Source organism: Streptomyces venezuelae, assembly GCF_008642315.1.
Taxonomy (GTDB): domain Bacteria; phylum Actinomycetota; class Actinomycetes; order Streptomycetales; family Streptomycetaceae; genus Streptomyces; species Streptomyces venezuelae_D.
The window spans coordinates 8,670,910-8,694,249 of record NZ_CP029192.1 but is presented as its reverse complement, the minus strand read 5'-3'; the positions used below and the strand labels follow the sequence as shown (position 1 = coordinate 8,694,249).

Here is a 23,340-nt window from a genome sequence, read left to right as displayed (position 1 = left end):
TGACGGGATTCAGCAGGCGGCTCCGCCGACCCGATCGGCTGTCCCGGCTCACGCCGACAGACCCCCGTACTCCCGCCTGTGCCGCCCGTCCGGCCCCAAGGGGCGCTGATGGAGAGCTCAAGCCCCGCAGGCGGTGTGAACCCGGCCGGACGCGACACGGATCTGTACGCGGCCGTGCAGGACATTCGGGCCGGTTACTGGATGCAGATGCGGCAGGTGTTGGCTCGTACGGGCAACTGGCCGCAATGGACGTCCCGCACCCAGGTGTTGGGCGTCGTCGCGGCGCAGGCCAACGTCGTGGAGTTGTGGCTGAAAGAGGAGCCGGAGAGCCTCGCGGCCCGCGTGATGTACGCCCGGGTCGCCACCGAACGAGTGTTGCAGGCCCACCGGCGGGACTGGGCGCGTGACTACCGCAAGGCTCAGGACCTCGACAAACTCATGGCCCGTGCCCGGGATGCGTGCCATCAGGCGAGCGAGGGCAACCCCGATGACGCGGTGCCCTGGATCTGCCGCCTGGCCCTGGCCGAAGCGGACAGCGCGGGGCGCTACCCGGAGCATCATCTGACTCCGCCGCCCCACGAGTATCTGCTGCCCGGCGGGCCGTGGGGGCTGCTGTCGGAAGTGCATCGACGAGATCCGTTCAACCGCGAGGCATGGCACCGCATGTCCCAGGCGCTCCAGGCCCGCCCGGGCCCCGCGGGCCGCCAGGCGGTCGCGACGGATTTCGCCCGCTGGACGGTCTCCTTCGCGCCGCCGGACTCACCGCTGCTTCTGCTGCCCCTCTACGCCCGCGTGCAGGAGCACCGCGAGCGACGGGACAACGGCGGGGCGGTCATGCTGAACCTCCTGTGGACCAGGGAGGACACCACCCGGGCCATCACGCAGGCCTTCGAGGGCTGGTTCCGCAAGAGCGAGCCGGCCACCAGTTCCCAGCTGGACCTGAACTACCTCGCCTACGCCCTGGCGAGGGGCGGTTTCGCCCAGTGGGCCGCCGAAGTGTTCGCCGCCATCGGCGACTTCGCCACTCCCGCCCCGTGGCACTACGACGCCCGGTACCCGGCGGACCAGTGGCGCAAGGCATTCGAGGAGGACCGCGTCGCCTGCCTTAGATCCCAGCCGCGGCACACGGGAGGCCACCCGTGACCGCGGACCGACCTGACCGCGTCGCCGACGAGGCCGACGAGGCCGACGAATACGAACCCAACCACTGGCCGGCACACCGCCCCACCCCGCCTGCACCCCCGACCCAGCTTCCCCGTGCGGAGAACCGATGACTGCGATGAGAACACCGCGCCAGCAAAGGAACCCGGCCGACCTCGGCGTCGGCCAGGGCCCGGACCACAACGTCGACCGCGACGGCGAGGACGCGCGCCTCCTCCAGTCGCTGGGCTACACCCAGCAACTGCACCGCCGCATGGGAGCTTTCGGCAACTTCTCCGCCTCCCTCTCGGTCATCTCGATCATGTCGGGGACCTTGCTGCTGTTCGGCTACGGCCTGAACTCGGGTGGCCCCGCGGTCATCACGTGGGGCTGGCTCGCCGTCGGACCGCTGGTGCTGTGCCTCGCCGCGGCCCTGGCCGAGATCACCTCCCGCTACCCCACCAGCGGCGGCCTGTACTACATGGCCCGTCAGCTCGGAGGCGAGCGGTGGAGCTGGTACACCGGCTGGCTGAACCTCCTGGGCCTGCTCGGCGGCATCGCCGCCCAGGACTTCGGCATCGCGACGTTCACCGCCGCGTGGCTGAACCTGCAGTTCGACTACACCGCGAGCTCGGGCTCCTTGCTGACCATCTACGCGGTCATCCTCGCCCTGCACGCGATCCTGAACCTCTTCGGCACCCGACTGATGAACATCTTGACGTCCATCAGCGCGTGGTGGCACCTGGCCGGAGCCGTCGTCATCATCGGCTCCCTGGCGCTCGTGCCCTCCCACCACCAGTCGGCCGGCTTCGTCTTCTCCGAGTTCACCAACCACACCGGCTGGGGCGCCCCGGCGTACGTGATTCTGCTGGGCATGTTGCTGCCCGTCTTCGCGCTCGCCGGCTACGACACCTCGGCCCACCTGAGCGAGGAGACCAACCACGCGTCCGTCGCCGCGGCGCGCGGTGTCTTCCGTTCGGTGGCGGTGTCCTGGATCGCCGGCGGCATCCTGCTGACGACGCTGCTGTTCGCCGTCCAGGACTACACGGCGACCCTGGCGAGCCCGACCGGCGTGCCCGTGGCGCAGATCCTCCTCGACGCGCTGGGCATGGCGGCCGCCAAGGCCCTGCTCCTCGTGATCATCGTGGCCCAGTTCCTCTGCGGCTACACCGTGACCGCGAGCGCCAGCCGAATGATCTACGCCTTCGCCCGTGACGGCGCCCTGCCCGGATCGGCGCGCTGGAAGAAGGTCAGCCGCCGCACCGCCATCCCCGCCAACGCGGTCTGGCTCGCGGTCGTCGTGGCGTTCGTACTCGCGCTGCCTTCCCTGTACTCCAACACGGCGTTCTCAGCCGTGACCGCCATCTCGGTCGTGGGCTTCACCTCGGCATACGCCATCCCGGTACTGCTCAGGCTCATCCACCGCGACCGGTTCTCCCCAGGCCCCTGGAACCTGGGCCGCTGGAGCCGGCCGATCGGCTGGATCGCGGTGGTGTGGGCGGCGGCGGTCACGGTCCTGTTCCTGCTGCCGCAGAGCAGCCCGGTCACGGCCAGCACGTTCAACTACACGCCCGTGGCCGTGGTGGTGGCCTTCCTCATCGCGGCCCTGTGGCGGCGCTTCGACCGCGACTCCTACCATGTGCCCCGCTCCAGCTCCCCCACCGAGGACAAGCAGTTCGAGGGCATCATCTGATGACAACGACACCGAGGTCCTCGACGACATCCTCAACGGCCTCGACTACCTCTGGGAGTACGGTGACTGACCCCACGGCGTCCACGGCGTCCATCGAATCGGCACGACAGCTCACCGTGGCCTGGCGGGGCCTGGTGCTCGACCGCGACGCGGACGCGGATGTACGCGACCTCCCCGGCATCGCCGTCCGCTGGGCGGACTGCCAGTTCTCGTTCTACAACACCATCACGCTGACCGAATCAGGAGTGGGACCCGACCTCCTCGCACAACGCCTCACGCAGGCGGCGGACATCATGCGGGCGAAGAAGCACCCGGGCTTCCTGTGGCTCTTCGAGGACCTCCTCGACGGCGAGGCCCGCACCACGCTGACGGCGGCGGCCGAGCGGGCGGGCCTGCAGTACGCCTTCCCCGGCACGGGCATGGCCGGAGACCTCCTCCCCGTCCCCGACCCGGTCCACCCCGACCTGACGTTCGTGCGCGTGCGCACCGAGGAGCACCTGCGGGCCTACGCGGACCTCCAGTCACGTGCGTACGGCTTCCCGTTGGAGGAGGGCCGCGACGGTCTGACCGGCTCCGCGCACTGGACGAGCGAGATGTACGCGTACCTGGCCATGCGCGGCGACGTTCCGGTGGCGTGCGCGGCGACGGTCGAGGCGGAGGGCCGCCTCTTCGTGGCCTTCGTGGCCACCGACCCGGAGTGGCAGCGCAAGGGCTACGGCGAAGCGGTCACACGCAAGGCCCTCTACGAGGGCGCCACGGCGACGGTCCTGACCCGCGCCACGTTGCACGCGACTGTCGCCGGGGCACCGGTGTACCCGCGCATCGGCTTCGAACCGAACACGCCGATCCACTTCTACAACTTGGCGGAGTGATCGGTCGGGGCCGGCTCCGCCCTCCCGCGGCCGAGGAGGGGACCGGCCCCTGACGCGTACCAACTCCAGGTCGCATATACGCCCGTGGCCGCGCTTGGCATCAGGAACGCACTGCGGTGTCATGCTCCCGTCGAGCCTCGGGTAGGGTCCGCGTGCACCGTGATCTGAGGCAGCCGCGGTGCTCGTGGCTGCCTGCTGCCTTTCTCGCGTACGGGGGTACGTACCGCATGGATTTCGTCTTCCACGTCTTCTTCCCGCTGCTCATCGTGCTGGCTCTCTGGGCCGCCTACGCGATCGTGCGCCGGACGCGGGAACGGCGCGCGGCATGGGAGAGCGGGCTCACCGCGCAGGCGCGGGTGGTGCGTGCCTGGATCACCGTCCAGATGGTCAACAACGTGGCGCGGCGCATTCAGTGGCACGAGTACGACTTCACGACGACGAACGGCATGGCCGTCCGGTTCAAGGAGTCGGGTGGCCCGCCGAGCCGCGAGGCGGGCGACGAGACCCTCGTGTACTACGCGGGCGACGAGCCCGACAAGGCCACCGCCTCCGAGCCCGGTCCGGGCAAGGACATGTTCCGGACGGTGCTGGGTCTCGGCGTCCTCGGAGTGGGGATCATCATCTGCACCAACATGATGATCCAGTACTGGTGAGGGTGGTGGTTGCGCGGCGCCGAAGGGCGACCCGGCAGCCCGCGGTCAGGTGCGGCGGGCTGCCCAGACCGTGCGGTCCGTGCGTACCGTGAGGTCCTCGCGGCGCAGGACGCTGTGCGGGCCGTCGGCGTCCAGGAGTTCGTCGAGGGCGGCGAGGTCCTGGGGGCTGAGCGTGGCCTCGGCGGCGCCGCGGATGCGTTGGAGGCTGCCGTGGGCGTAGCGGCCCACGGCCTCGCTGCGGTTGCCCTCGATGTTGACGGTGACGGTGCGCTCGTCCTCGACGGTGAACCCTGCGGCGGCCAGCATCGGACCCCAGTCGGCACCACGGTGCGGGACGTGTTCCGCGTGGAAGCTGTCGGTCGCTCGGTGGGCGCGCTCCTCCAGTCCCGGCCGACCCTCGGGGGCGTCGGCCGGCAGGAAGCGGGGGAAGCCGTCCAGCTCGACGACGGCGAACAGGCCGCCCGGCGCGAGCAGTTGGTGAACACTGCGCAGTGCGTGGTCGGGGTCGGCCATGTGGTGCATCGACGCCGAGGCCCACACCAGGTCCGGTGTGCCGAGGTCGGGCCAGTCGCCGAGGTCGAGGTCGGCCTGCACGGTGCTCACCCGGTCCGAGACGCCGCGGGCGCAGGCCTTCTCGCGCAGGAGCTGCAGATGCCCGGCTGAGGCGTCGACCGCGGTCACGTTCGCCTCGGGGAAGCGTTCGAGGAGCGCGAACGTACCCGCGCCCGTGCCGCAGCCCAGGTCCACGATCCGGCGCGGCTCGGCCCGCAGGGGAAGCCACGCGGTGATGGACGCGATGTGCTCCGCGAGCACCTCGGCGTCCAGGTCGAGGATCTCCGCCTGTCCTCTGTCGTCGTGGTGAGTGTGCGTGTGTGAGTGTGCGTGTGCGTGTGCGTGCGTCATGTCCGCAACCGTACGAGCGTCATGCGTGGAACGCTCGAGTTCTTGCTTCAAAAGCAAGACGATGGCGCGGTCCGATGCTCGGCCCGCAACAACAGCACCAGCCTGAGCACCACCTCACCCCGCTCCCTGCGTGCCGGCCCTCTCGCCGCTGCCGTCGGCGTCCCGCTGGTGGCCGCGGCGGGCGTCCCGGTCGAAGATGCCCATGATCTCGCACGGGCCGCCTTCGGCCCCGATCGCGTGCGGCATCATCGTGGGGAATTCGGCGGCCTGGTTGGTCTCGACGCGGTACCGGCGGTGGCCGAGCATGAGGATCGCGGTGCCGGAGAGCACGACGAGCCATTCGCGGCCGGGGTGCGCCCGCATGCGGGCGGGGTTGTCGGGCGGGGGTTCGGTCATGCGCTGACGCATGACGCTCAGGCCGGGGTCACCCTTCACGGGCCACCGCATCAGACCGTGGGCACCGTCGATCGTCGGGCTGATGACGACGTCGTCGGCGGCGTTCTCCACAAGCTGGTCCAGAGTGGTGTCCAGGGCGCGGGCGAGGGTGACGAGCTGGTCCAGTGCGAGGCGGCGCTGCCCGTTCTCGATCCGGCTCAGTGAGGACTGGCTGAGATGGGCGCGGGTGGCCAGCTCCTCCAAGGACCAGCCCTGGGCGACGCGCAGGGCGCGGATCCGTTTGCGTACGAGGCTGTCCAGCGCCCCATCTTCTTGCGTCATGGGCAACATCGTATGCCTCTTGTGCAAGGTGTGCTTAACGTCGGATGCCTGGTGGCCCCGTACGACGGAATGGCGCGACATGTCGCGGGCGGGCCCGGTGGCGAGGCGCATGCGGACGTCTCGCACGCCCTTTTCGAGAGGAAAACATGAGTGACAACCAGCCTCCCCAGACAGTTGCCACACCCACAAGTGGTATCGGCGGCACGCCGGACGCGCGTCAGCTGCGCGCGATCCTCATCGCCGTGTCGATCGCGCTGATGGCCGTCATCGCGTCGGTGTCCGGCCTGAACGTCGCCCAGACCCACATGGCCGTGGAGTGGGGCGCCTCGCAGACCACGGTCCTGTGGATCATCAACATCTACACCCTCGTCCTCGCCGCCCTGCTGCTGCCGCTCGGTGCGCTCGGCGACCGATGGGGCCGCAAGCCCATGCTGGTCGCCGGACTGATCGTCTTCGGCACGGCCGGCGTCGTCGCAGGGCTCGCACCATCGGCCGCGGTGATGATCGGCGCGCGCGTGGCCGCGGGCGTCGGCGCCGCGATGATCATGCCGATCACGCTGGCCGTCATCACCTCCACCTTCCCGGAGGAGCAACGGGGCAAGGCGATCGGAGTGTGGACCGGCGTCGCCGGGGGTGGCGGCATCCTGGGCATGTTCCTCTCCGCGCTCCTCGTGGACGTCGCGGACTGGCGGTGGCTGTTCACCCTGCCCGTGGCACTGGTCGTCGTCGCGCTGGCGATGACCGTGAAGTCGGTGCCCAACTCCCGTGAACACTCCGCCCATTCCTTCGACATCGTCGGCGCGTCGTTGTCCGCCATCGCCGTGGTCGGGCTCATCTTCGTCCTGCAGGAAGGCCCCGAGCGCGGCTGGACCGCCCCTGTCTCGCTCATCGGTCTGGCCGTCGGTGGCGTCGCCGCCGTCGCCTTCGTGGCCTGGGAGCTGCACCGGCGCGACGCGTCACTGCTGGACGTACGCCTCTTCCGTCGGCGCGGGCTGGCCGGCGGTTCCCTTACGCTGCTCGTCGTCTTCGGTGTGCAGGCCGGTATCGCCGTCGTCCTGTTCCCGTTCTTCCAGGCCGTGCTGGGCTGGTCGGGCCTGCTGTCCACGGTGGCGATGATGCCGATGGCCGTCATGATGATGGCGACGTCCGGCCTGGCCCCCAAGATGGCCGCCAGGGTCGGCGCCCGCTCCACCATGACCGTGGGCATCGCCCTGTCCGCCCTCGGCCTCGCCTTGATGGCGCTGTTCGTCTCCGTCGACGGTGGTTACCTGTCCGTTCTCGCCGGCATGCTCGCCATGGGCATCGGCATGGGCCTGTCGATGACTCCCTCCACCGAGGCCATCACCGGTTCCCTGCCCCGCGCCGCACAGGGCGTCGCCTCGGCACTCAATGACGTCACACGCGAACTCGGCACCGCCCTGGGTGTCGCGATGCTCGGCGCGCTCCTGGCCAACGGTTACCGCGGTGCCATCGCCGACAAGCTCGACGGGATCCCGCGGGGCGTCGCGGAGACGGCACGCCAAGGCGTCGCCAACGCCGTCGAGGTCGCCCCGAGCACGGGCAGCCACTCTCGGGATCTGGTCCACACCGCGCAACAGTCCTTCGTCGACGGCTGGCAGCAGGCCATGTGGGCGGGCGTCGCCGTCATGGGCGTACTGCTGGTCTACGTTGCTCTTCGAGGCCCGAGGGACTCGGGTTCCGCCGCCGTTGCGGATGGGGTGGACGAGGCGGCGGGAACAAGGACAACGGGGGCGGCTGAGAGCGCCGCCGTCCAGTGACCGCGCAGCCGTATGGCTGTGGCACTGACGCTGGCTGCGGCTGTGCAGCGGCTTAGCTGCCCCGTCTCTGGGCACATCAACCCTCATGCGCGTCCAGCGGCGCGGTACAGGCTGCGCGGTACCGCGCTGCTGGGCGCCCGAGCTCAACAGAGCACGTCGCACTGCACCGCCGAGCGCACCCTGGAGTAGGTCACATGACCGCCATCGACCTGCGGCCGGCCACTGCCGCGGACAGCGAGTACTGCTTCCAGCTGCACAGAGCGGCCATGGGCGACCACATCACGAGCATCTGGAGCTGGGACGAAGGGACCCAACGCGGCTTCCACGCAAGCGCGTTCACACCTGACCGATGGCAGATCGTCACCGCCGACGGCACGGACGTCGGCATGCTCCACGTCGAACACCGGCCGACCGAGATCTACCTGGCACGGATCGAGATCCACCCGGACCACCAGGGAAGCGGCATCGGCAGCCTGCTCATCCGCGGCCTCCTGCACCAGGCCCGCCGACAGGGCCAGGACCTCGCCTTGGACGTCCTCGTCGTCAACGAGCGGGCCCGCGCCCTCTACCAGCGACTGGGCCTGCACGAGGAATTCCGGCACGGCGAGAACAACATCAAGATCAGAATGACCACCAAGCCGTCCGGCCCGGAACGTGATGAACCGGAACGTAATGAAGAGGCGGCCCAAGGGCGGCACGCGGGAGACTCGGCCGGGTGATCATGATGCAGCCCGTAGCCCCATCGCGTCCGGCGGTCTGCGGGTCATCGACGACTCCACCGGCGGTTTCGGACACGACCCCGTCTCACCGACAGCGGAGCGCTTCGGCGACACCGTCCGGCTCACCGTGAACATCGAGGAGAGCGACAGTCCGGTGATCGAGTTGGGCGTACCGGAGCTCCGTCACCTGCTCGTCGGTGTCGAGCGGGACCTGACCGGCTTCCTCGCGCTGGCAGCCGAGTGGTCCTCCGCTCACCTGCCGGACCACTGCACTGCCGTCACGGCCGCGGTGGCGCGCTCCCTCGATCTCCCTGCGCCGGGTCCCACGGCCTGACCGTGATGGCTCTCCGCCCGTCGCCGCCGGCGGTTGCCTGTCACCTTTTTCCCTCGCGCTCCGTCGGGACAGTGACAGCAACTCGACAACCCCGAGGAGATGGTGACGATGACGGCAGCACGTTCGATCACGACGGAGCCCCGGATGGTTCCGCGCATGTCCGATGACCCCGCGGAGCTCGTTCCCGAGCTGGCGGAGGTGTCGGCGGCGTTGTTCAAGGTCACCGGCAACGGCTCGGTTCCGCGTTCCACGATCGGTCTGGTGCAGTTGCGTGCCGGTCAGATCGTCGGCAGCACTTACCTCACCGTTCTGCACACGGGATTCCTTCGGAAGGCCGGGGAGTCCGAGGAGCGGCTCACCTCGGTGGCGTCCTGGCAGGACTCCCCGTACTTCACCGGTGCCGAGCGTGCCGCACTGGCGCTCGTGGAAGCGGTGCTTCAGCCGTCCACGGGCGGCGAGAGGGTCTCCGACGGGCTGTACGCGCAGGCGGCCGAGCACTACGGGGCCAAGGCGCTCGCCACCCTGATGTTCGCCATCGGCCAGGTCGGCTTCTTCATCCCGGTGGCGCTGATCGCCAAGCCGGTGCCGGGCCGGTCGTTCACCGATCCCTGGAAGTGACGCGACGGGGGGGTCCGGGCGCGGGTGCCGCACCCGCGCTTGAACAGAAAATCGAACATATGATCTAGTACGAGGCATGCGCCGCCACTCGATCCCCGACGACCTCGTGCAGACCCAACGGGCATGGACGGCCACCTACCGACAGCTCGCCGACCAGCCCGGCCGGACCGAGCTGCGGCGCCGCCTGCTCCGGCTGTCGCAGCAGCTCGCCGCCCGACCCATGTCACCGGCCGAGCGCGCGGAGCTGCGGCGCCGGGCACGCTCAGGTGGATGAGAGGTCCGTCTCACGCCTCGACCTGCTCCGGTTCCTGAGGCGCGTACAGGCGCGGGACCTGGCACGCACCGACCGGTGGATCGCGGACGAGGAACGGCGCGAGGCCGAGCGGACACGCGGCGAGCAGGTCCGTCCGCCGGCCCCGGAGTGGATCGTGGAGCGGGGCATCGGACAGGGTGGCCCGCCCATCGAGGTGCACCGCGGCGACTGTTACGCGGCCGGGAAGCGACGCTCCCCCGTGACGCGGGACGAGGCGCGGTGGGAGCTGGCGCGTGGCACTCGGGCGTGTACGCACTGTCGGCCAGACAGTGCGCTGGGCGTGCTGGAGTAGATCCCCCGGAGACAGTGAGCTGGGCGTGCTGGAGTAGCCCCCGGAGGCGAACCTCGTCCGCTAGTCCTTGCGCAGCAGCGCGCAGACCAGGTTCTCCTCCACGCTCCGCACCCGCTTCAGCAGCCTCGGCTTGGTCTTCTTGTTGATCTGGGTGGTGAGGGAGACCGTCAGTGACCGCTTGCCGTCCGGGGTGGCGGCGATCAGTTGGGTGTAGCCGGGGAAGTTGCCCGTGTGGCCGTAGACCACGCCGCAGCGGGTCTTGTACCGGAAGACGGCCAGACCGGCCTTGTTCTGCCCGGGCCCGGCGGGTTCGGATGCGCCGTTCACCCACTTCAGCTGCTGCCGGCGAGTCCTGTCGGAGATCAGCTTTCCGCCCGCGTAACCGCGGATGAAGGCCGTCATGTCCTTCGGCGTGGAGATGATCCCGCCCGATGCCCAGACGCCCGAGGCGCTCAGCACCTCGCTGACGTCCTCCGGCGGGTCCGGCGGGGTGACGTCGTAGCCGTGCATGTACGGCCTGGGCATGCGGTACCCCTGCGGGAGGCTGGTGCCGCGCAGATTCAGCGGGCGGTACACGAGCCGGTCGAGCAGCTCCTCGTAGCGGCATCCCGTCGCCGCCTCCGCCATCAGCGCCACGGCGATGTTGTCGGAGTTGGAGTACGCGTACCGGCTGCCCGGACGGAACTCCAGCGGCTCGTCGGCCACGAAGTCCAGCAGTCGGCGGGAGTCGAAGTGGCGGCGCGGATCCTCTCTCACCAGGGCGAGGAACTCCGGGTTCGCGCTGAAGTCCGGCAGCCCGCTGGTGTGGTCGAGGAGTTGCCGCAGCGTCACCCGGTGCCAGGCGCGCGGCAGCTGGGGAAGCACCTTGCCGATGGTGTCGTTCAGTCGCAGCTTCCCCTGGCTGACGAGCCGAAGGGCGACCGCGCCGCTGAACGCCTTGGCCGTGCTCGCGATGCGCATGTGATCGGTGGTCGCGATCGGACGGCCGGGGCCCGTCCTGGCTACTCCGGCCCGGTAGACCTCGGTGCGGGATCCGCGCTTGAGGACGGCGATCACACCGGGCGGCCCGCCGGGGGCGGCGGTCAGTTCCCGCAACTGCCGTCGCAGCGCGCGGTCGTCGTCGGCGGATGGGCCCGCGGCCTGGGCCGGGGCGGACACCAGCCCGGCCGCACAGGCGACGGCCAGCAGGGTGACGAGGGGAAGGCGTGGCCGCCGTGGGCTGCGAGCTGGCACCGGAGGACTCCTGAGGCGTGGGCGCGATGGGAGGTCCAGCTTCACCCGTGCGTCACGAACCTGCGCGCGGCTGTGCTCCAACCGGTCGAGTGCGTGGGGCGGTACACGGGTCACGGGACGCGGGGCCTCCCCTCAAGCGGGACGCGGGACCTCCCCCGCAGCGGGACGCGGGACCTCCCCTCAAGGCCTCCCCCGCCCGTCACGGGATGCGCGCCACCGCCGCGTAGATCCCGCAGTCCTCCGTGTCCGGCTGCGCGGTGCCGTTGAACCACTCCGTGGCTGTCACCAGGCCCGGCTCGCGGAGTTCGAGGCCGTCGAAGAAGCGGGCGACCCCGGCGCGGGTACGGAAGCCGAGCTGGATGCCGCCCTTCGCGTACTCGGCAGTGACCTGCGCCGACAGCTCGGGGAAGAGGTCGGAGGAGGCGTGGGAGAGGACCAGGTGGCTGCCCGAGGGCATGGCGTCGACCAGCGTGCGCACGATGCCGTAGGGGTCCTGGTCGTCGGGCAGGAAGTGCATGAGCGCGATCAGGGAGAGCGCGATCGGCCGGTCGAAATCCAGCAGGGTGCGGGCATGCTCGAGGATCTCCAGCGGCTCGCGGACGTCCGCCTGGATGTAGTCCGTCATTCCCTCGGGCCGGCTGACCAGCAGGGCTTCGGCGTGCCGCAGCACGATGGGATCGTTGTCGGTGTAGACGACCCGCGCCGACGGCACGATCTCCTGGACGATCTGGTGCAGGTTCGGTTCGGTGGGGATACCGGTGCCGACGTCGAGGAACTGGTCGACGCCCTGGCTCGCGAGCCAGGCGGTCGCGCGGTGCATGAAGGCACGATTCTGCCGTGCGGCGTCCCGCGCCTGGGGCGGCAGCTTCTCCCCCACGGCCTCGTCGATGGGGTAGTTGTCCTTTCCGCCGAGCAGCCAGTCGTAGACACGGGCGGGATGCGGATTGCTGGTGTCGATCGTCGGCTTGGGTGCACCTGCGGTCATGGCCTACTCCGTTGCTGCTGCGAGACGTGGCGCGCCGCAGTCTGCCACAGCAACACCACCTTGCGGACCTGGCATTGGCGCTCCTCTCCGCAGTCAGGCGCGGTCAGGGCCGGGCCGCGCTCCGCGCCCGTACGAGCTGGTCGTACGCTCGCTGTACGACATACGACTTCAGGTGTCGCGTCGCGTCACGGGAGGGGAGGCCCAGTGAAGATCGTGTTGCCAGGAGGGACCGGCCAGGTGGGCGGCGTGCTGCGCCGGGCGCTGGCCGCCGCGGGCCACGAGGTCGTGGTTCTGACACGACATCCGGAGCGGGACGGTGAGGTCCCGTGGGACGGACGCACGCTCGGCCCCTGGGCGGAGGCGGTGGACGGCAGTGACGTCGTGATCAATCTCGCGGGACGCAGCGTCAGCTGCCGCTACACCGACGAGAACCTCCGCGCCATGATGGACTCGCGCGTCGACTCCGCGCGCGTCGTGGGCGAGGCGATCGCCGCCGCCCGGAAGCCGCCCCGGGTCTGGCTCCAGATGAGCACCGCCACCATCTACGCCCACCGGTTCGACGCACCGAACGACGAGGTCACCGGCGCGATCGGCGGCGATGAGCCCGGCCTCCCCGGCTACTGGTCCTACAGCGTCGAGATCGCGCGGAACTGGGAGCGGGAGCAGGAGCGGGCCGCGACGCCGGACACGCGCAAGGTGGCCCTGCGATCGGCGATGGTGATGAGCCCCGACCGCGGCGGCGTCTTCGACTACCTGCTGTGGCTGGCGCGGCTCGGCCTCGGCGGGCCGGTCGCGGGCGGCGCGCAGTACGTGTCGTGGATCCACGACCGCGACTTCGTACGGGCCGTGGAATTCCTGATCGACCGGGACGACATCACCGGACCGGTCAATCTCGCCGCTCCCGGCCCGCTGCCGCAACGGGAGTTCATGCGTGCGTTGCGTGGCGCCTGGGGCATGCCGGTCTGGCTGCCCGCGACGCGGTGGATGGCCGAGGTCGGCGCCTTCGTGTTGCGCTCCGACACCGAACTCCTCCTGAAGAGCCGTCGGGTGGTGCCAGGGCGACTGAGGGACGCCGGGTTCACCTTCGAGTACGGAGCCTGGCCGTCCGCGGCGGCGGATCTCGTACGGAGGACGCGGCAGACACGTCGGATGCGGCAGACACGGCAGCCGCTCCGGATGCAGCGCGCGCGTCGGTGACGGTCCCGCACACGACAATCCCAAGTCGGCGCCTGAGCGTGAGCCTGAGCCCTGAGCCGACACCACAGCCCGGAGGCGGCCTCCGGTCAATCGGCCGACGTCACCGGGGACCGGACGCCGAACCACTGCTCGGCACCGAACTCCTCGAACCGTGCCACCTCCACGAACCCCAGCTTCGCCGCGAGGCGCATCGAGCGGTCGTTCGCTGTCTGGGTGCAGAGCACCACCGGCTCGCCGGGAAGCACGGCGGCGAACCAGTCGAGTGCCGCGGCGCACGCCTCGGCGGCGTACCCGCGTCCCCACGCGCTCGGCAGGAGCATGTACCCGAGCTCCGCCTCCGCCCCCTCCGGGCCGAGGTGCCCAGGACGCTCCGCGTCGCGTCGGTCGAGCATGACCGTGCCGATCGGCGCCCCGTCGAGCTCGACCACGAAGACACCGGGGCGGCGCCCGGGTATCTCCGGCACGGCGCGTTCGAGTTCGTCGCGCGGACGAGGACCACCGAGATACGTGCGCACCTCCGACGACGCGAACAGCTCGATGAACGCCGTACGGTCCCCTGCCCGGGACTCACGGAGCACGAGCCGCTCGGTCCTCATCGGAGCGGGTGGCCAGGCGACGGCGCCGAGTTCAGCCATGGTGGGCAACCTGTCGCTCGTCCGGCCCGTGGGACCCCGCCCCGGCTCGGTGGCCCCGGCCCGCCGCGGCCTGTGCGGAGCAGTCGTGTCCGTCGCCGGGCAGGCCCATCACGTGCAGCACGGGGTCCTCGCCCTCGGGGATCGCGAAGGTGAAAGTCGCCCTCGACGGGGTGACGAGGAGCGTGCGCTGATCGCCGAAGGTCAGCGGGGCGTACGGCTCCCAGGAGCAACCTGTGGTGTCCAAGGCGGCAACGACGTCCGTGTGCCCGAGCTCTGCCGGGAAGGTGTCCGTCCCCCCGGCCAGTGACGGCGGAAAATCGATGACGTCACGCCAGGTCTGCACGCAGATGAGCGAGACCTTCCGGCAGCGGCAGACGCTCAGTTCAAGGTCCCCGTAGGCGAAAAGCCTGGGCCACTCGCGCCTCCGGCTCATCGTCCCGATGTCCCACGGCTCGCCGAGTGCCGCCGTCACGTCGTTCCAGTCGGCTCCGATGAAGACCGGGCCCAGCCTGCCTGTCTTCGCCATGGTGGTCAGGACATCGAGAATGTTCACGAGGCCGAGCCTCGCAGGTGCGCTGATCAGGAGTCCAGCGGTACCAGCGGTATTGGTATCGGCGGCCGCCACAGGGAGCCTCGAGCCGAGCCCCCTGCCTCCCAGCTCCCAACTACCGCCGCACGTGGGGAGGCCTGAGACCCGTTGTCAGTGGCGGCGGCGACAATCGCCGTATGACCTCACCCGAACATCTCGACGAGCTCCTCGAAGACCTGGGGCTGCAGGTGGCAGCCACGTTCACGGCCGTGTGCGGCGGTGATGAGGACGCCGTGATCCGGGCCTTCGGCGGCGACCCCGCCGATGCCCGGCCCGTACGCCTGGAGGACCTGCGCGAGCTGGACGACGACGGGGACTACATCCTCGTCTCCAGGTCGGGAGCGACGGTCGTCGCGGTGGAGAGCAACAACTTCCAGGGGTCCCGCGAGGAGGTCCTGCGCCCGCTCTCCCGCCTGGGCCGCACCGCCAGCGCGTTCTGGAACGTCAACGCGGTGGCCCAGCTCAGCCTGGCCGAGGACGGTCTGCTCCAGTCCGTCCTCGACATGGTCGTCCCCGAGGACCCGTACGGTGCGCGGCCGGACGCATGGGAGCCCTTGCTCAAGGGCCTGACTCTGGGAGTCGGGGGCACCTGGGGATCAGGGCTCGCGGCTGTCGAGCGCGCGACGGGTGCGCGGTTCGACCAGGCATGGGTGCGAGGTCCCCATCGCTGTGTACGGATAACGGAAGTCCCCCGATATGTGCTCGGCCAGGGGCTCGTGGACTCACCGCTGCTGGAGCGGGAGCCTTTCGTCAGCTATGTGTCGGACTTGGGCCCCGCGCTGATGGGACGCATGCGCAGGCACGCACTGGAACTGGCCGTGGCACACGCCGACTTGTGTGCCCACCCGCTGGCTGTGTCCGCTCTCGCGATGGACGACACGACGGCTGCCGAACGTGACCGAACACGGCACGAACTCGACGCCGCGGGCACTCTCGCGCTCTCCCGGTCCCATACGTTGCTGGCCGACGAACCCGAGGAGTTCACTCCGGAGTGGGAGCGGCCCTCCCACCTGCTCTTCCGGCAGGCCATCGTCTTCGGCATCCTCGCGACGTGTGTGGCGGAACACCGGCCCGGCACGAAGGCCTGCTTCCCGGACATCATGAGCTCGTTGGTCTCGGCGATGACGGGGGACGGCGAACGGGTGCGGGAGTTCTGGATGGTCGATCGTCTTCACGACGCGGCTCGACGAGCGGGCTGAGTTCCCCCGCGATGGAACTCGGGTCAGGGTGTCGGTGAGGCCTCTGTGAGGGCCATCCAGTCGCGGACCGTGTCCTGGTGCGAACCGCTCGCTGTGCTCGCGGCCACCGCTTCGGCAGCCTCGGCTGAGCGGGGCGTCCCTGCTCGGGTGAGCAGGGAGAGCGGCCACGCGGGGCCCGGGCCGGCCGGCTCTCCGTCGAAGGGGGTCCAGTCCCAGGGACCGTTGAACCGCCATGCCCGACCCATGGCGTCGGCGACTTCGTCGCCCGTTTGGAGAAATGCGTAGGGGCGCAGCAGCAGTTCGAAGGTGTAGGGAATCCCGTCGCCCGGGTGGATGCCGTATCCCGAGCCGTCGAGGTGGCTCTCGTCCGGGAACTCGCGGTAGGACAGACCTCGGCGCAGCACGGTCACGGTGCGGGTGGGGTGCGGCAGCGAGCCTGTCCGCAGTGGGGGGGCGTGGTCTTCGACGGCTGTCACGTGCACCACGGTCGGTGGTATGCCGACCCGGCAGACGTCTCCCGCTTCGAGGTGTTCGGGCGGAGGGTCCGTTCGGAACACCTCGACCGCCACCTCAGGTGCGGCATACCCATTGCCGGGCACGCCGAGGGCGACCATCCCGTTCCAGCGTACGAACTCGTTGTCGCTGTCGATGTCCCACCAGGGCCAGCGAACCGATACGTGGTCCCACGTGAGGGCCCTCTCGATGGTGGTTGCCGTGAAAGGGCAGGCGATCGACAGCACGTCACCGGCCCGGAAGTCCCCCGCATCCATCATCGGGCCAGGGTAGACGCGTGCCGGAGTGCGCAGACGTGTCCCGGATCGGGAGCGGTCAGGAGCTGCCGGTGAAGCAGGGACCGGCCCAGCCTGTCGCGGCCGTCACCTCCCGCGCGATGTCGACGACCGGCCGCCCGTCCGTCACCACGCGCACCGTCCCCGCGGGGGCCCGTCGGTCCAGGATCCGTGCCTTGCGGGCGCTTCCTTCGAGCTCGTGCTCCAGCTCCGAGCCGATTTCTCGTCCCACCAGGCGCTCACGGGCGGTGGCGTCGGACGCGGTGAGCAGGACGCGTACGAGCCCCACTTCGGCGCCCATCGCCCGTTCGAACATGCCTGTCGTCTCCGGCAGGACGCTCATGGTGTTCGTGTAGATCAGGCGTCGGTAGCCGAGCTCCGCGTAGTTCGCCCACACGGCCGTCAGGTTGCTCTCGGTGATCTCTGTGCGGTTCGGGTCGCCCTCCGGCGCCGGGTGCACCATCCCCATGAAGTCGCCGTCGATGACCGCGTGAGCGACGGCCGCGGAGCGCAGCAGCGCCGAGACCTCCCATCCCACCGTCGTCTTGCCGACGCCGGCGCGTCCCCCGATGAGCAGTACTTCCGCGTGATCCATGGGAGCAGAGTGCCAGCGGACGAACACCTCACGCGATCCGATATTTCCTGAGCGGTTGGACAGGAGGGCGATCCGCACGACAGCTCCGGAGGGCACCCACGTATCGTGCAGTCGGATACGGCGTACGAAGTGAGAAGTGACGTGAAGGGGGCGCCATGATCGGTGTCGAGGAGCTGGAGGCCGCAGCGGCCAGGATCGCCGGTCACGTGGTGCGGACTCCCACACTGCCCAGTCCTGGGCTGAGCGCGCTGCTCGGGGTTCCGGTCACCGTCAAGCTCGAACTGCTACAGCGCAGCGGCTCGTTCAAGGCACGAGGTGCCGTCTCGAAGCTGCTGACGCTGACCGACGAACAGCGTGCGGCCGGCGTGGTGGCGGTGTCCGGCGGCAATCACGGCGTCGCCGTGGCGGAGATGTCGGCCGCGCTGGGCGTGCGGGCGACGGTGGTCATGCCGCAGGCCGCGCCCACGCGCTCCGTGGCACAGGCCCGTGCCGCCGGAGCGGATGTGCGGCTGACCCCCACCATGGCCGAGGCGTTCGCCCTCATGGAACAGCTGGAGACCGAGGGCCTCACGCTCCTGCATCCCTTCGCCGACCCGGTGGTGATCGCGGGGCAGGGCACGGTGGGGCTCGAACTCGCGCAGGACGCGGGCGATTTGACGGACGTCCTCGTCTCCATCGGCGGGGGTGGACTGATCGCCGGTGTGGCGGCGGCGCTGCGGGCGCGGCGTCCGGGTGTACGGGTGTGGGGCGTGGAGACTGTCGGCGCCGACGCGATGTCGCAGGCGCTGACCCACGGCGGGCCGGTACAGGTGGACGTGAACTCGCGGATCACCACGCTCGGTGCGCCCACGGTCTCTCCTCTGACCTACACCATGGTGCGCGACCTGGTCGACGAGGTCCTCGTCGTGCCCGAGGCCGATGCCTTCGCCGGTGTCCGGGAGCTGGCCGAACACGCCAAGGTGTGGGCCGAACCCGCGGCCGGCTGCCTCCTGCCGGCCGCCCGCCGCGTCCTCGCCAAGACCGGCGACGAGACGCGACTCGGCCTGGTGATCTGCGGCGGCAACGCTTCGGTGGACGACGTGATTGCGTACGCGGGCTAGCGCGTCCATCTCCACCGCGCCGCGATCTTCATATGGGCTGGGCTCGGCGCTGCCCCGGTGTAAGCGCTGCCCTTTCGGCGGTGACTGCGGCAACAGTAACGACGCCCCCTGCTCGACTGGCTGACGGGAAGGTGAGCTCCCCAGACCGTGACGGCGATGCGTCACCAGTCGATGTGCGCCTCGATCCAGCGGGCCATCCCCTCCGGGTCGTCCGCGAGCGGCATATGAGGGGCCATGCTCAGGGGGGAGGCGGCGAGTTGCAGGTGGGTGAGGTAGCCGTACGGGCCGTTGTCCGCGTGTGGCCCCACGATCACGGCGTGCGTGGCGGTGCGCCATATCCGGTGAGGCATCGGCGGGCCCGTCACCACGGCCGCGTCGCTCGTGACCGTCCTCTCCGGAGCAGCTCCGAGATGAGCGGCGACGGCATCCGCGGCTCGGTCGAGGACCTCGGCGCACTCCTGCAGTGAGAACGGACGTCGCACCGTCCAACCCGGGGCCCGGCCCCAGTCGTCCACGAGTTCGCCCAGCCACGGCATGTTGGTGAGGTCCTCGTCGTCCGGATCGACGGGGTACAGCTCGCCGAACACCAGGAAGGCCCGCGCCTCCGGATCTCCGAAAGGAGAGTCGCCCTCGGTGCACAACGGATGCCCGTGACCCGTGCGGTAGGAGTCCGTGAGGCATTCGTGTTCCCAGCTCCAGCCCCGAGCACGCAGAACGGCGTCGAGCGCGTCGAAGTCCTCCGCGGGACCCGGCTGTTCCGGCAGGGCCAGGAACTCTGCCACGGCGGCCGGGGTCAGAGGGCAGTAGGCCAGTGCGTGCACGGAGGTGGACTGGGGATGGGGCACTGAGGCGGGTGCTGGGGTGGACATGGGGGTCAGGCTAGGGACGGCTGTGGATCTTGTCGACGGCGGGGCCGTCAGGTGGCGGGGCACGCTGTTGGAGGAGGCAGGACACAGACAGGACACGCACTCCGGGTGCTGTGCGCGTGTCCGTGTCGCCGGGACGGGTCCGTGTAGCCGGGACGGCACCAGGGGCGAGCAGTCGTCGTACGGTCCGGTCCGGTACCGGGCGACGCATCGCGGCGTCGAAACCCGCGACGTACCCCGGCTGGCTCTCTCCAGCGCGCCGGATCGCTCCGGCTCTGGCTTGCATGAGTAGCAGACGCGGCACCCAGCGACCCGCCCGGTCCGGCCGCGTCCGGAACGAGGACGAGCCATGCGTGCCATATCCGCCGTCGCCACCGCCGCCCTGACCACGGCCACCGCGTTCACCATCGCCGTGCCGTCGGCGACCGCGGGTGACCAGCCTTCGTTCTCCGCCACCCCCGATCCGGCCAAGCCCGGGGACGACGTGGTCCTGTCGGTGTCGGGCGGCTGCGAGGCCGAGTCCGCGACCGCCCGCTCCGACGCGTTCGAGTCCCAGGTGACCCTGTCGACCGGGTCGGCCGGCATCTACACCGGTACGGCGAAGATCCGTCCCAGCACGCAGGCCGGCTCATACGACGTGGACGTGGACTGTGAGGGCGGCGTGTCGAGCTACTCGCTCGATGTCGCCGGGTCGGTGATGCCCTCCCCGCCGCACCCGATGCCCACACGTGGCTCCCACGCCGGAATCGGCGGCTCCGGCGGCGGCGGTTCGGACTGGGCGACCATCGGTCTCGGCGCGGGTCTGGTCGGGGCCGTGTGGGGTGCGGTGTGGTTCAGGGTGCGGCGCCCGGAGGACGGGCAGGGGCACTAATGGTGTCGGTGGCGCCAACGCCGACGCCGGCGGTGGACCGTGACCGCGGCCGCCAGGACCACCGCCGGCTTGCGGGCGGCGGGGCGTCACGGAGGCAGGCCCGGCAGGGCGTGACCCCTGGGTGAGCGCGTCCCTCACCCTCTCGTGACGTTCACCCTGCCGGGGGCTGGGGCGCCTCAGGCGGCGGAATCAGGGGTGACGTCCTCGTCCGCGGTCGGCTGAGAGTCCGGGGCTGCGGCGCCGCTCTTCTCCATCCAGGAGGTGAGGCTGCCGCCCGGGGTGAGCTTGATGTGCAGGCCGTTGTGGTTCGCCGTGGCGCTCTTGCCGTTGGCGATGAGCGTGCCGCCCTTGGGGCCGAGGATGACGGCCTTGGCCTTGTTCTTGCCGAGCTTGTAGACCTTGGCGGTCGAGCCGTCACGCAGCTTCACGATCTTCGGCTTCGGCGTCGGCTTCGGCTTGGCCTTGGCGTACGCGGCGGACTCGGCGCTGACGCTGGACGGGGTCGCGTGGTCCGGGGTGGCGGCCATGGCGCCGGAAGCGGCTCCCAGGCTGATGCCGGCGGTGGCGATGACGGCGATGGCGCTGTTGCGCAGGGTGCGAGTGTTGCGCATGGTGAACGTCCCTCTCGGGTCGGTGGGGGGGGTGTGGGGTGGGACGACGGTTCCGCTTCTTTGCGGTTCGTCCGCCCCGTTGTGTTGACATCTACGAAGCTACGCACCCGACATCAAGGCGATCGATAAGGGATGTAACACCTATTGCTCGCATTCACCGCAAAAACATGTCTGCGGGAGGTACCGCGCCGTAAATTCTGCTGCCCTGCACCACGAGCGGGCCCCCGGCACGGATGCCGTACACGCCAGTGCTGACACCGCCACCGGCACCGCCACCGAGGACCCGTCGACCGAGCGCTACGAGCGGGGCAGCGAGGTGTTGGTGATCGGCAGTTTCTGTTCCGCGCCCTTCACGTACAGGTCCCCGGGAGCCGTACGGAGCCGGAACGCGTTGTCGTCGCGCGACACCCGCACGGACAGCACGAAGAATCCGTCCTCCTCGGCGGTCGTCTTCACGTGGTACTGGTTCTCCCAGTAGGTCTGCAGGAAGATCTCCGTATCGCCCGGATACTCGCCCTGGGGGACGGTGACCTTGCCCTGGACGGTGAGGATGTCGCCTGCCTTCACCTTCGTCTTGTTGACCTTGTAGGTGAGCGAGCTCGACTTGGCGGTCGTGGCCACGGTGGTGTCCGCGTAGGAACCGTCCTGCGGGGTGTCGAGGTCGCCGTCCTTGTCGTACTGGGCCGTGATCTGCACGTCCCGCTCGACGTTGAGGAGGCTGCTGCCGCCGACGTGGTCGATCTCGACGTCGCGCAGGGTGAACTCGCCGTTGGCGTCGCTCACCGGTTTGCCCAGGTCACGGGGCTCGTAGTAGTGGGGGTCGATCGGGTCGCCCCACGGGTTTCAGGTGGTGAAGCGGATGACCTCCTGGAGCGTGACGGGAACGCCGGACACGGGCGTGCCGTCGGCCTTGGTGACGGTGCCGGTCACGTCGACCTTGCGGTTGTCGTAGTCGGTCTTGGCCGGGTCGGCGCTGACCTTCAGGACATAGGCGTCGCCGGGCGCGGGGGATTTCGTCTCGGCAGCGGCGGCGGGAACGGACAGGGCGCCTGCGACGAGGAGCAGTGCGGCGGTCGCGGCCGACCGTACGGGCAGGATGTTTCTGGGCATGGGGTCAACTCCGTTGCTGGGTCCGCGCTGTGCGCGTTGCGGGCGCTGTTGACGCCGTTCGCGCTGTCAGCGCTGTCGGGCCTGAGGAAGAGCGGTGCGGCTGCCGCCGGCCGCGGCGGCACCGGTTCCGCCGCCAGTCGGAGCAGTTGTGTGATGCACCGGGTTCGACAGGCCGACCGGGAGGGGAGTTGTGCATCCTGCGGCCGCCGTTACAGGGCCGTGGCAAGGGGGTGATTCATCCCGATTACGGCTTCAACTCGCCCTTGGCCGCAGAACACCGACCGTTCACGTCATGCGATCGTTCGCGGTACGCGACCGTTCACGGCACGCGCCGCCAACGTCACGCGACCCCTAACGGCACGCGATCGTTCACATCGCGCTCAGCCCGAAGCCGCCCGCACAGGACGAGCGGCAACCAGCCGCGCCGCCATGGCGATCGGGGCGACCGCCTGGTACCCCATCCACACCTCACCACCGGCAGCGCCACCCTGCCACGCCACCAGGAGACCGACCGCGGCTGCGACCGCCCATCCGGCGTCGTAGGCGATCATGAGCTGCCTCAGCAAGGGTGTCTTCCTCGGACTGACCCCGGGCGCGGACGAGCAGTACTTCGCCGACACCGCCCGCGCGTTGGCCACGGGATTGCCTGTCGGGGACGCCCCCGCGGACGTGTCGTAGGGACCGCGCTCCGCCGCGCCATATGACCCTTTCCCGCACCTCTTACTCTCGCCGGACGCACATAGAAGTCGGACGGGTGAACCTGCACCGCGCACCGAACTGCCATTGCCGTGTGCTGCGTCGACCCCGGCATGAACAGCCGTGATCTTCATCTGACGGAGCCGGGCACGGCCCGGATCATCATCCACTCCGGTGACGAGCACACCGTGACCGTGCTCGCCTACGCGATCGCCGCGCACCTGAATGCGACGGGACCCTCCGAGCCGTACGCGGTCTCGGGAGAGGGCGGAGTCGCGGTCACCCTGTACGCCTCCACACGCTCCACCGGCGGACCGTCCGCGGCCTGGTTCGGGCGGAGATGAGGGCGCCGCCGCTGCCCGGCACGCCTTCCGTCGGCCGCCGCGTCAGGCGGCCGGTGCGGAGGTGATGGTCAGCGCGCGGACCAGGGCCTCCTCCGTCTCCTTGCTGAAGAACCCCGTGATGCCGCGCAGCAGTTGGAGCGCGGTGCGTACGCCGACGGGGAGCGGGAAGGGCATGCCCGCGGTGGGTACGACGTGCTTCTCGGGGGCGGTCCGCGCCGCCTCCAGATGCGCCTGGGCCAGGCCCAGATCGCCACTGCCCGCGTGCTGGACCGCGCAGGTCAGCTCATGTGCGGCGCTGCGCGAAAGGTCGAGGAGCGCCTGGAGGGCGGAGGCCTCCGGGTCGCCGGGAAGGGCGGGCGTCCGGGTGTGGTCGCGTACCGCGGCGCTCAGGTGGCCGCCGGCCCGGTCGAGGATCTTCACGATGGCGGACAGCCGGCCCGCCTCAACGATTGCCTGAGATGCCATGCCGAATCCTTTCATCACCTCGTT

The 23,340-nt window shown here is 70.1% G+C and carries 30 protein-coding genes; 16 read left to right on the top strand and 14 right to left on the bottom strand.

Annotation, left to right across the window (positions count from 1 at the left end):
- Positions 1-108 precede the first annotated feature (108 nt).
- The 4 genes from DEJ48_RS38440 (at position 109) to DEJ48_RS38425 (ending at position 4,358) form a co-directional block, all read left to right on the top strand.
- Positions 109-1,143, top strand: a complete 1,035-nt coding sequence (locus DEJ48_RS38440; RefSeq protein WP_150220706.1) for a hypothetical protein — start codon at positions 109-111, stop codon at positions 1,141-1,143.
- Between the two features lie 127 nt (positions 1,144-1,270).
- Complete coding sequence (locus DEJ48_RS38435; protein WP_150220705.1) at positions 1,271-2,833, top strand: amino acid permease; 1,563 nt, start codon at positions 1,271-1,273, stop codon at positions 2,831-2,833.
- Between the two features lie 62 nt (positions 2,834-2,895).
- Positions 2,896-3,705 (top strand): GNAT family N-acetyltransferase, encoded by an 810-nt coding sequence (locus tag DEJ48_RS38430; protein WP_223832375.1) that lies wholly within the window; start codon positions 2,896-2,898, stop codon positions 3,703-3,705.
- A 227-nt stretch (positions 3,706-3,932) separates the two neighbouring features.
- A complete protein-coding gene (locus tag DEJ48_RS38425) occupies positions 3,933-4,358 on the top strand; it encodes a DUF3592 domain-containing protein (protein ID WP_150220703.1) in 426 nt (141 codons plus the stop codon).
- Between the two features lie 45 nt (positions 4,359-4,403).
- On the opposite strand, the gene DEJ48_RS38420 is transcribed toward DEJ48_RS38425, so the two are convergent.
- Both DEJ48_RS38420 and DEJ48_RS38415 read right to left on the bottom strand, forming a co-directional pair.
- Positions 4,404-5,261 (bottom strand): class I SAM-dependent methyltransferase, encoded by an 858-nt coding sequence (locus DEJ48_RS38420; protein ID WP_150220702.1) that lies wholly within the window; start codon positions 5,259-5,261, stop codon positions 4,404-4,406.
- Between the two features lie 114 nt (positions 5,262-5,375).
- Positions 5,376-5,978, bottom strand: a complete 603-nt coding sequence (locus DEJ48_RS38415) for a helix-turn-helix domain-containing protein (protein ID WP_150220701.1) — start codon at positions 5,976-5,978, stop codon at positions 5,376-5,378.
- 146 nt (positions 5,979-6,124) lie between these two features.
- On the opposite strand from DEJ48_RS38415, the gene DEJ48_RS38410 reads away from it, so the two are divergent.
- From DEJ48_RS38410 to DEJ48_RS38385, 6 genes are all read left to right on the top strand, one after another.
- Positions 6,125-7,756: an MFS transporter gene (locus tag DEJ48_RS38410; protein WP_150220700.1), complete on the top strand. Its 1,632-nt coding sequence runs from the start codon at positions 6,125-6,127 to the stop codon at positions 7,754-7,756.
- 194 nt (positions 7,757-7,950) lie between these two features.
- Complete coding sequence (locus DEJ48_RS38405; RefSeq protein ID WP_150220699.1) at positions 7,951-8,475, top strand: GNAT family N-acetyltransferase; 525 nt, start codon at positions 7,951-7,953, stop codon at positions 8,473-8,475.
- Positions 8,429-8,809, top strand: coding sequence for a hypothetical protein (locus DEJ48_RS38400; RefSeq protein WP_317850949.1), 381 nt, complete (start codon positions 8,429-8,431; stop codon positions 8,807-8,809). Before DEJ48_RS38405 ends, DEJ48_RS38400 begins: the two co-directional genes overlap by 47 nt.
- 156 nt (positions 8,810-8,965) lie before the next feature.
- Positions 8,966-9,427: a carboxymuconolactone decarboxylase family protein gene (locus DEJ48_RS38395; RefSeq protein WP_223832374.1), complete on the top strand. Its 462-nt coding sequence runs from the start codon at positions 8,966-8,968 to the stop codon at positions 9,425-9,427.
- A gap of 76 nt (positions 9,428-9,503) precedes the next feature.
- Complete coding sequence (locus tag DEJ48_RS38390; protein WP_150220697.1) at positions 9,504-9,701, top strand: hypothetical protein; 198 nt, start codon at positions 9,504-9,506, stop codon at positions 9,699-9,701.
- Entirely contained in the window at positions 9,694-10,032 is a 339-nt protein-coding gene (locus DEJ48_RS38385) for a DUF6233 domain-containing protein (RefSeq protein ID WP_190537852.1), read from the top strand. Before DEJ48_RS38390 ends, DEJ48_RS38385 begins: the two co-directional genes overlap by 8 nt.
- Before the next feature lie 60 nt (positions 10,033-10,092).
- On the opposite strand, the gene DEJ48_RS38380 is transcribed toward DEJ48_RS38385, so the two are convergent.
- Positions 10,093-11,265, bottom strand: a complete 1,173-nt coding sequence (locus DEJ48_RS38380) for a serine hydrolase domain-containing protein (RefSeq protein WP_223832373.1) — start codon at positions 11,263-11,265, stop codon at positions 10,093-10,095.
- A gap of 199 nt (positions 11,266-11,464) precedes the next feature.
- Positions 11,465-12,250, bottom strand: coding sequence for an SAM-dependent methyltransferase (locus tag DEJ48_RS38375; RefSeq protein WP_150220696.1), 786 nt, complete (start codon positions 12,248-12,250; stop codon positions 11,465-11,467).
- A gap of 204 nt (positions 12,251-12,454) precedes the next feature.
- On the opposite strand from DEJ48_RS38375, the gene DEJ48_RS38370 reads away from it, so the two are divergent.
- Positions 12,455-13,447 carry a TIGR01777 family oxidoreductase gene (locus tag DEJ48_RS38370; RefSeq protein ID WP_150220695.1) on the top strand — a complete coding sequence of 331 codons (993 nt, stop codon included), beginning with the start codon at positions 12,455-12,457 and terminating at the stop codon, positions 13,445-13,447.
- Positions 13,448-13,533: 86 nt separating this feature from the next.
- Here DEJ48_RS38370 and DEJ48_RS38365 read toward each other — a convergent pair whose 3' ends face one another.
- Entirely contained in the window at positions 13,534-14,082 is a 549-nt protein-coding gene (locus tag DEJ48_RS38365) for a GNAT family N-acetyltransferase (protein WP_150220694.1), read from the bottom strand.
- Positions 14,075-14,635 carry a hypothetical protein gene (locus DEJ48_RS38360; protein ID WP_150220693.1) on the bottom strand — a complete coding sequence of 187 codons (561 nt, stop codon included), beginning with the start codon at positions 14,633-14,635 and terminating at the stop codon, positions 14,075-14,077. Before DEJ48_RS38360 ends, DEJ48_RS38365 begins: the two co-directional genes overlap by 8 nt.
- Positions 14,636-14,808: 173 nt before the next feature.
- On the opposite strand from DEJ48_RS38360, the gene DEJ48_RS38355 reads away from it, so the two are divergent.
- Positions 14,809-15,870 carry a DUF6461 domain-containing protein gene (locus DEJ48_RS38355; RefSeq protein ID WP_150220692.1) on the top strand — a complete coding sequence of 354 codons (1,062 nt, stop codon included), beginning with the start codon at positions 14,809-14,811 and terminating at the stop codon, positions 15,868-15,870.
- A gap of 23 nt (positions 15,871-15,893) precedes the next feature.
- On the opposite strand, the gene DEJ48_RS38350 is transcribed toward DEJ48_RS38355, so the two are convergent.
- Positions 15,894-16,643, bottom strand: coding sequence for a hypothetical protein (locus DEJ48_RS38350; RefSeq protein WP_150220691.1), 750 nt, complete (start codon positions 16,641-16,643; stop codon positions 15,894-15,896).
- Positions 16,644-16,698: 55 nt separating this feature from the next.
- Positions 16,699-17,253, bottom strand: coding sequence for a hypothetical protein (locus tag DEJ48_RS38345; protein ID WP_150220690.1), 555 nt, complete (start codon positions 17,251-17,253; stop codon positions 16,699-16,701).
- A gap of 155 nt (positions 17,254-17,408) precedes the next feature.
- Here DEJ48_RS38345 and DEJ48_RS38340 point away from each other — a divergent pair, with 155 nt between their 5' ends.
- Positions 17,409-18,353, top strand: a complete 945-nt coding sequence (locus tag DEJ48_RS38340; protein WP_150220689.1) for a threonine/serine dehydratase — start codon at positions 17,409-17,411, stop codon at positions 18,351-18,353.
- A gap of 161 nt (positions 18,354-18,514) precedes the next feature.
- On the opposite strand, the gene DEJ48_RS40635 is transcribed toward DEJ48_RS38340, so the two are convergent.
- The gene (locus tag DEJ48_RS40635) at positions 18,515-19,222 is read right to left on the bottom strand and encodes a hypothetical protein (protein ID WP_223832372.1); all 708 of its coding nucleotides are present in this window, start codon (positions 19,220-19,222) and stop codon (positions 18,515-18,517) included.
- 346 nt (positions 19,223-19,568) lie between these two features.
- On the opposite strand from DEJ48_RS40635, the gene DEJ48_RS38330 reads away from it, so the two are divergent.
- A complete protein-coding gene (locus tag DEJ48_RS38330; RefSeq protein ID WP_150220688.1) occupies positions 19,569-20,090 on the top strand; it encodes a hypothetical protein in 522 nt (173 codons plus the stop codon).
- A 176-nt stretch (positions 20,091-20,266) separates the two neighbouring features.
- Here the strand turns inward: DEJ48_RS38330 and DEJ48_RS38325 are convergent, their stop codons facing one another.
- From DEJ48_RS38325 to DEJ48_RS38315, 4 genes are all read right to left on the bottom strand, one after another.
- Positions 20,267-20,701, bottom strand: a complete 435-nt coding sequence (locus DEJ48_RS38325; protein WP_150220687.1) for a hypothetical protein — start codon at positions 20,699-20,701, stop codon at positions 20,267-20,269.
- Positions 20,702-20,998: 297 nt separating this feature from the next.
- Positions 20,999-21,484 carry a hypothetical protein gene (locus tag DEJ48_RS40630; RefSeq protein ID WP_223832371.1) on the bottom strand — a complete coding sequence of 162 codons (486 nt, stop codon included), beginning with the start codon at positions 21,482-21,484 and terminating at the stop codon, positions 20,999-21,001.
- Between the two features lie 60 nt (positions 21,485-21,544).
- Positions 21,545-21,811, bottom strand: a complete 267-nt coding sequence (locus DEJ48_RS40625) for a hypothetical protein (protein ID WP_223832370.1) — start codon at positions 21,809-21,811, stop codon at positions 21,545-21,547.
- A 380-nt stretch (positions 21,812-22,191) separates the two neighbouring features.
- Positions 22,192-22,377 (bottom strand): hypothetical protein, encoded by a 186-nt coding sequence (locus DEJ48_RS38315; RefSeq protein WP_150220686.1) that lies wholly within the window; start codon positions 22,375-22,377, stop codon positions 22,192-22,194.
- On the opposite strand from DEJ48_RS38315, the gene DEJ48_RS38310 reads away from it, so the two are divergent.
- Both DEJ48_RS38310 and DEJ48_RS38305 read left to right on the top strand, forming a co-directional pair.
- The gene (locus DEJ48_RS38310) at positions 22,361-22,489 is read left to right on the top strand and encodes a hypothetical protein (RefSeq protein ID WP_317850948.1); all 129 of its coding nucleotides are present in this window, start codon (positions 22,361-22,363) and stop codon (positions 22,487-22,489) included. The genes DEJ48_RS38315 and DEJ48_RS38310 overlap by 17 nt on opposite strands.
- 131 nt (positions 22,490-22,620) lie before the next feature.
- Positions 22,621-22,851 carry a DUF6207 family protein gene (locus tag DEJ48_RS38305; protein ID WP_150220685.1) on the top strand — a complete coding sequence of 77 codons (231 nt, stop codon included), beginning with the start codon at positions 22,621-22,623 and terminating at the stop codon, positions 22,849-22,851.
- 42 nt (positions 22,852-22,893) lie between these two features.
- Here DEJ48_RS38305 and DEJ48_RS38300 read toward each other — a convergent pair whose 3' ends face one another.
- A complete protein-coding gene (locus tag DEJ48_RS38300) occupies positions 22,894-23,316 on the bottom strand; it encodes a hypothetical protein (protein WP_150220684.1) in 423 nt (140 codons plus the stop codon).
- Between the last annotated feature and the right edge of the window lie 24 nt (positions 23,317-23,340).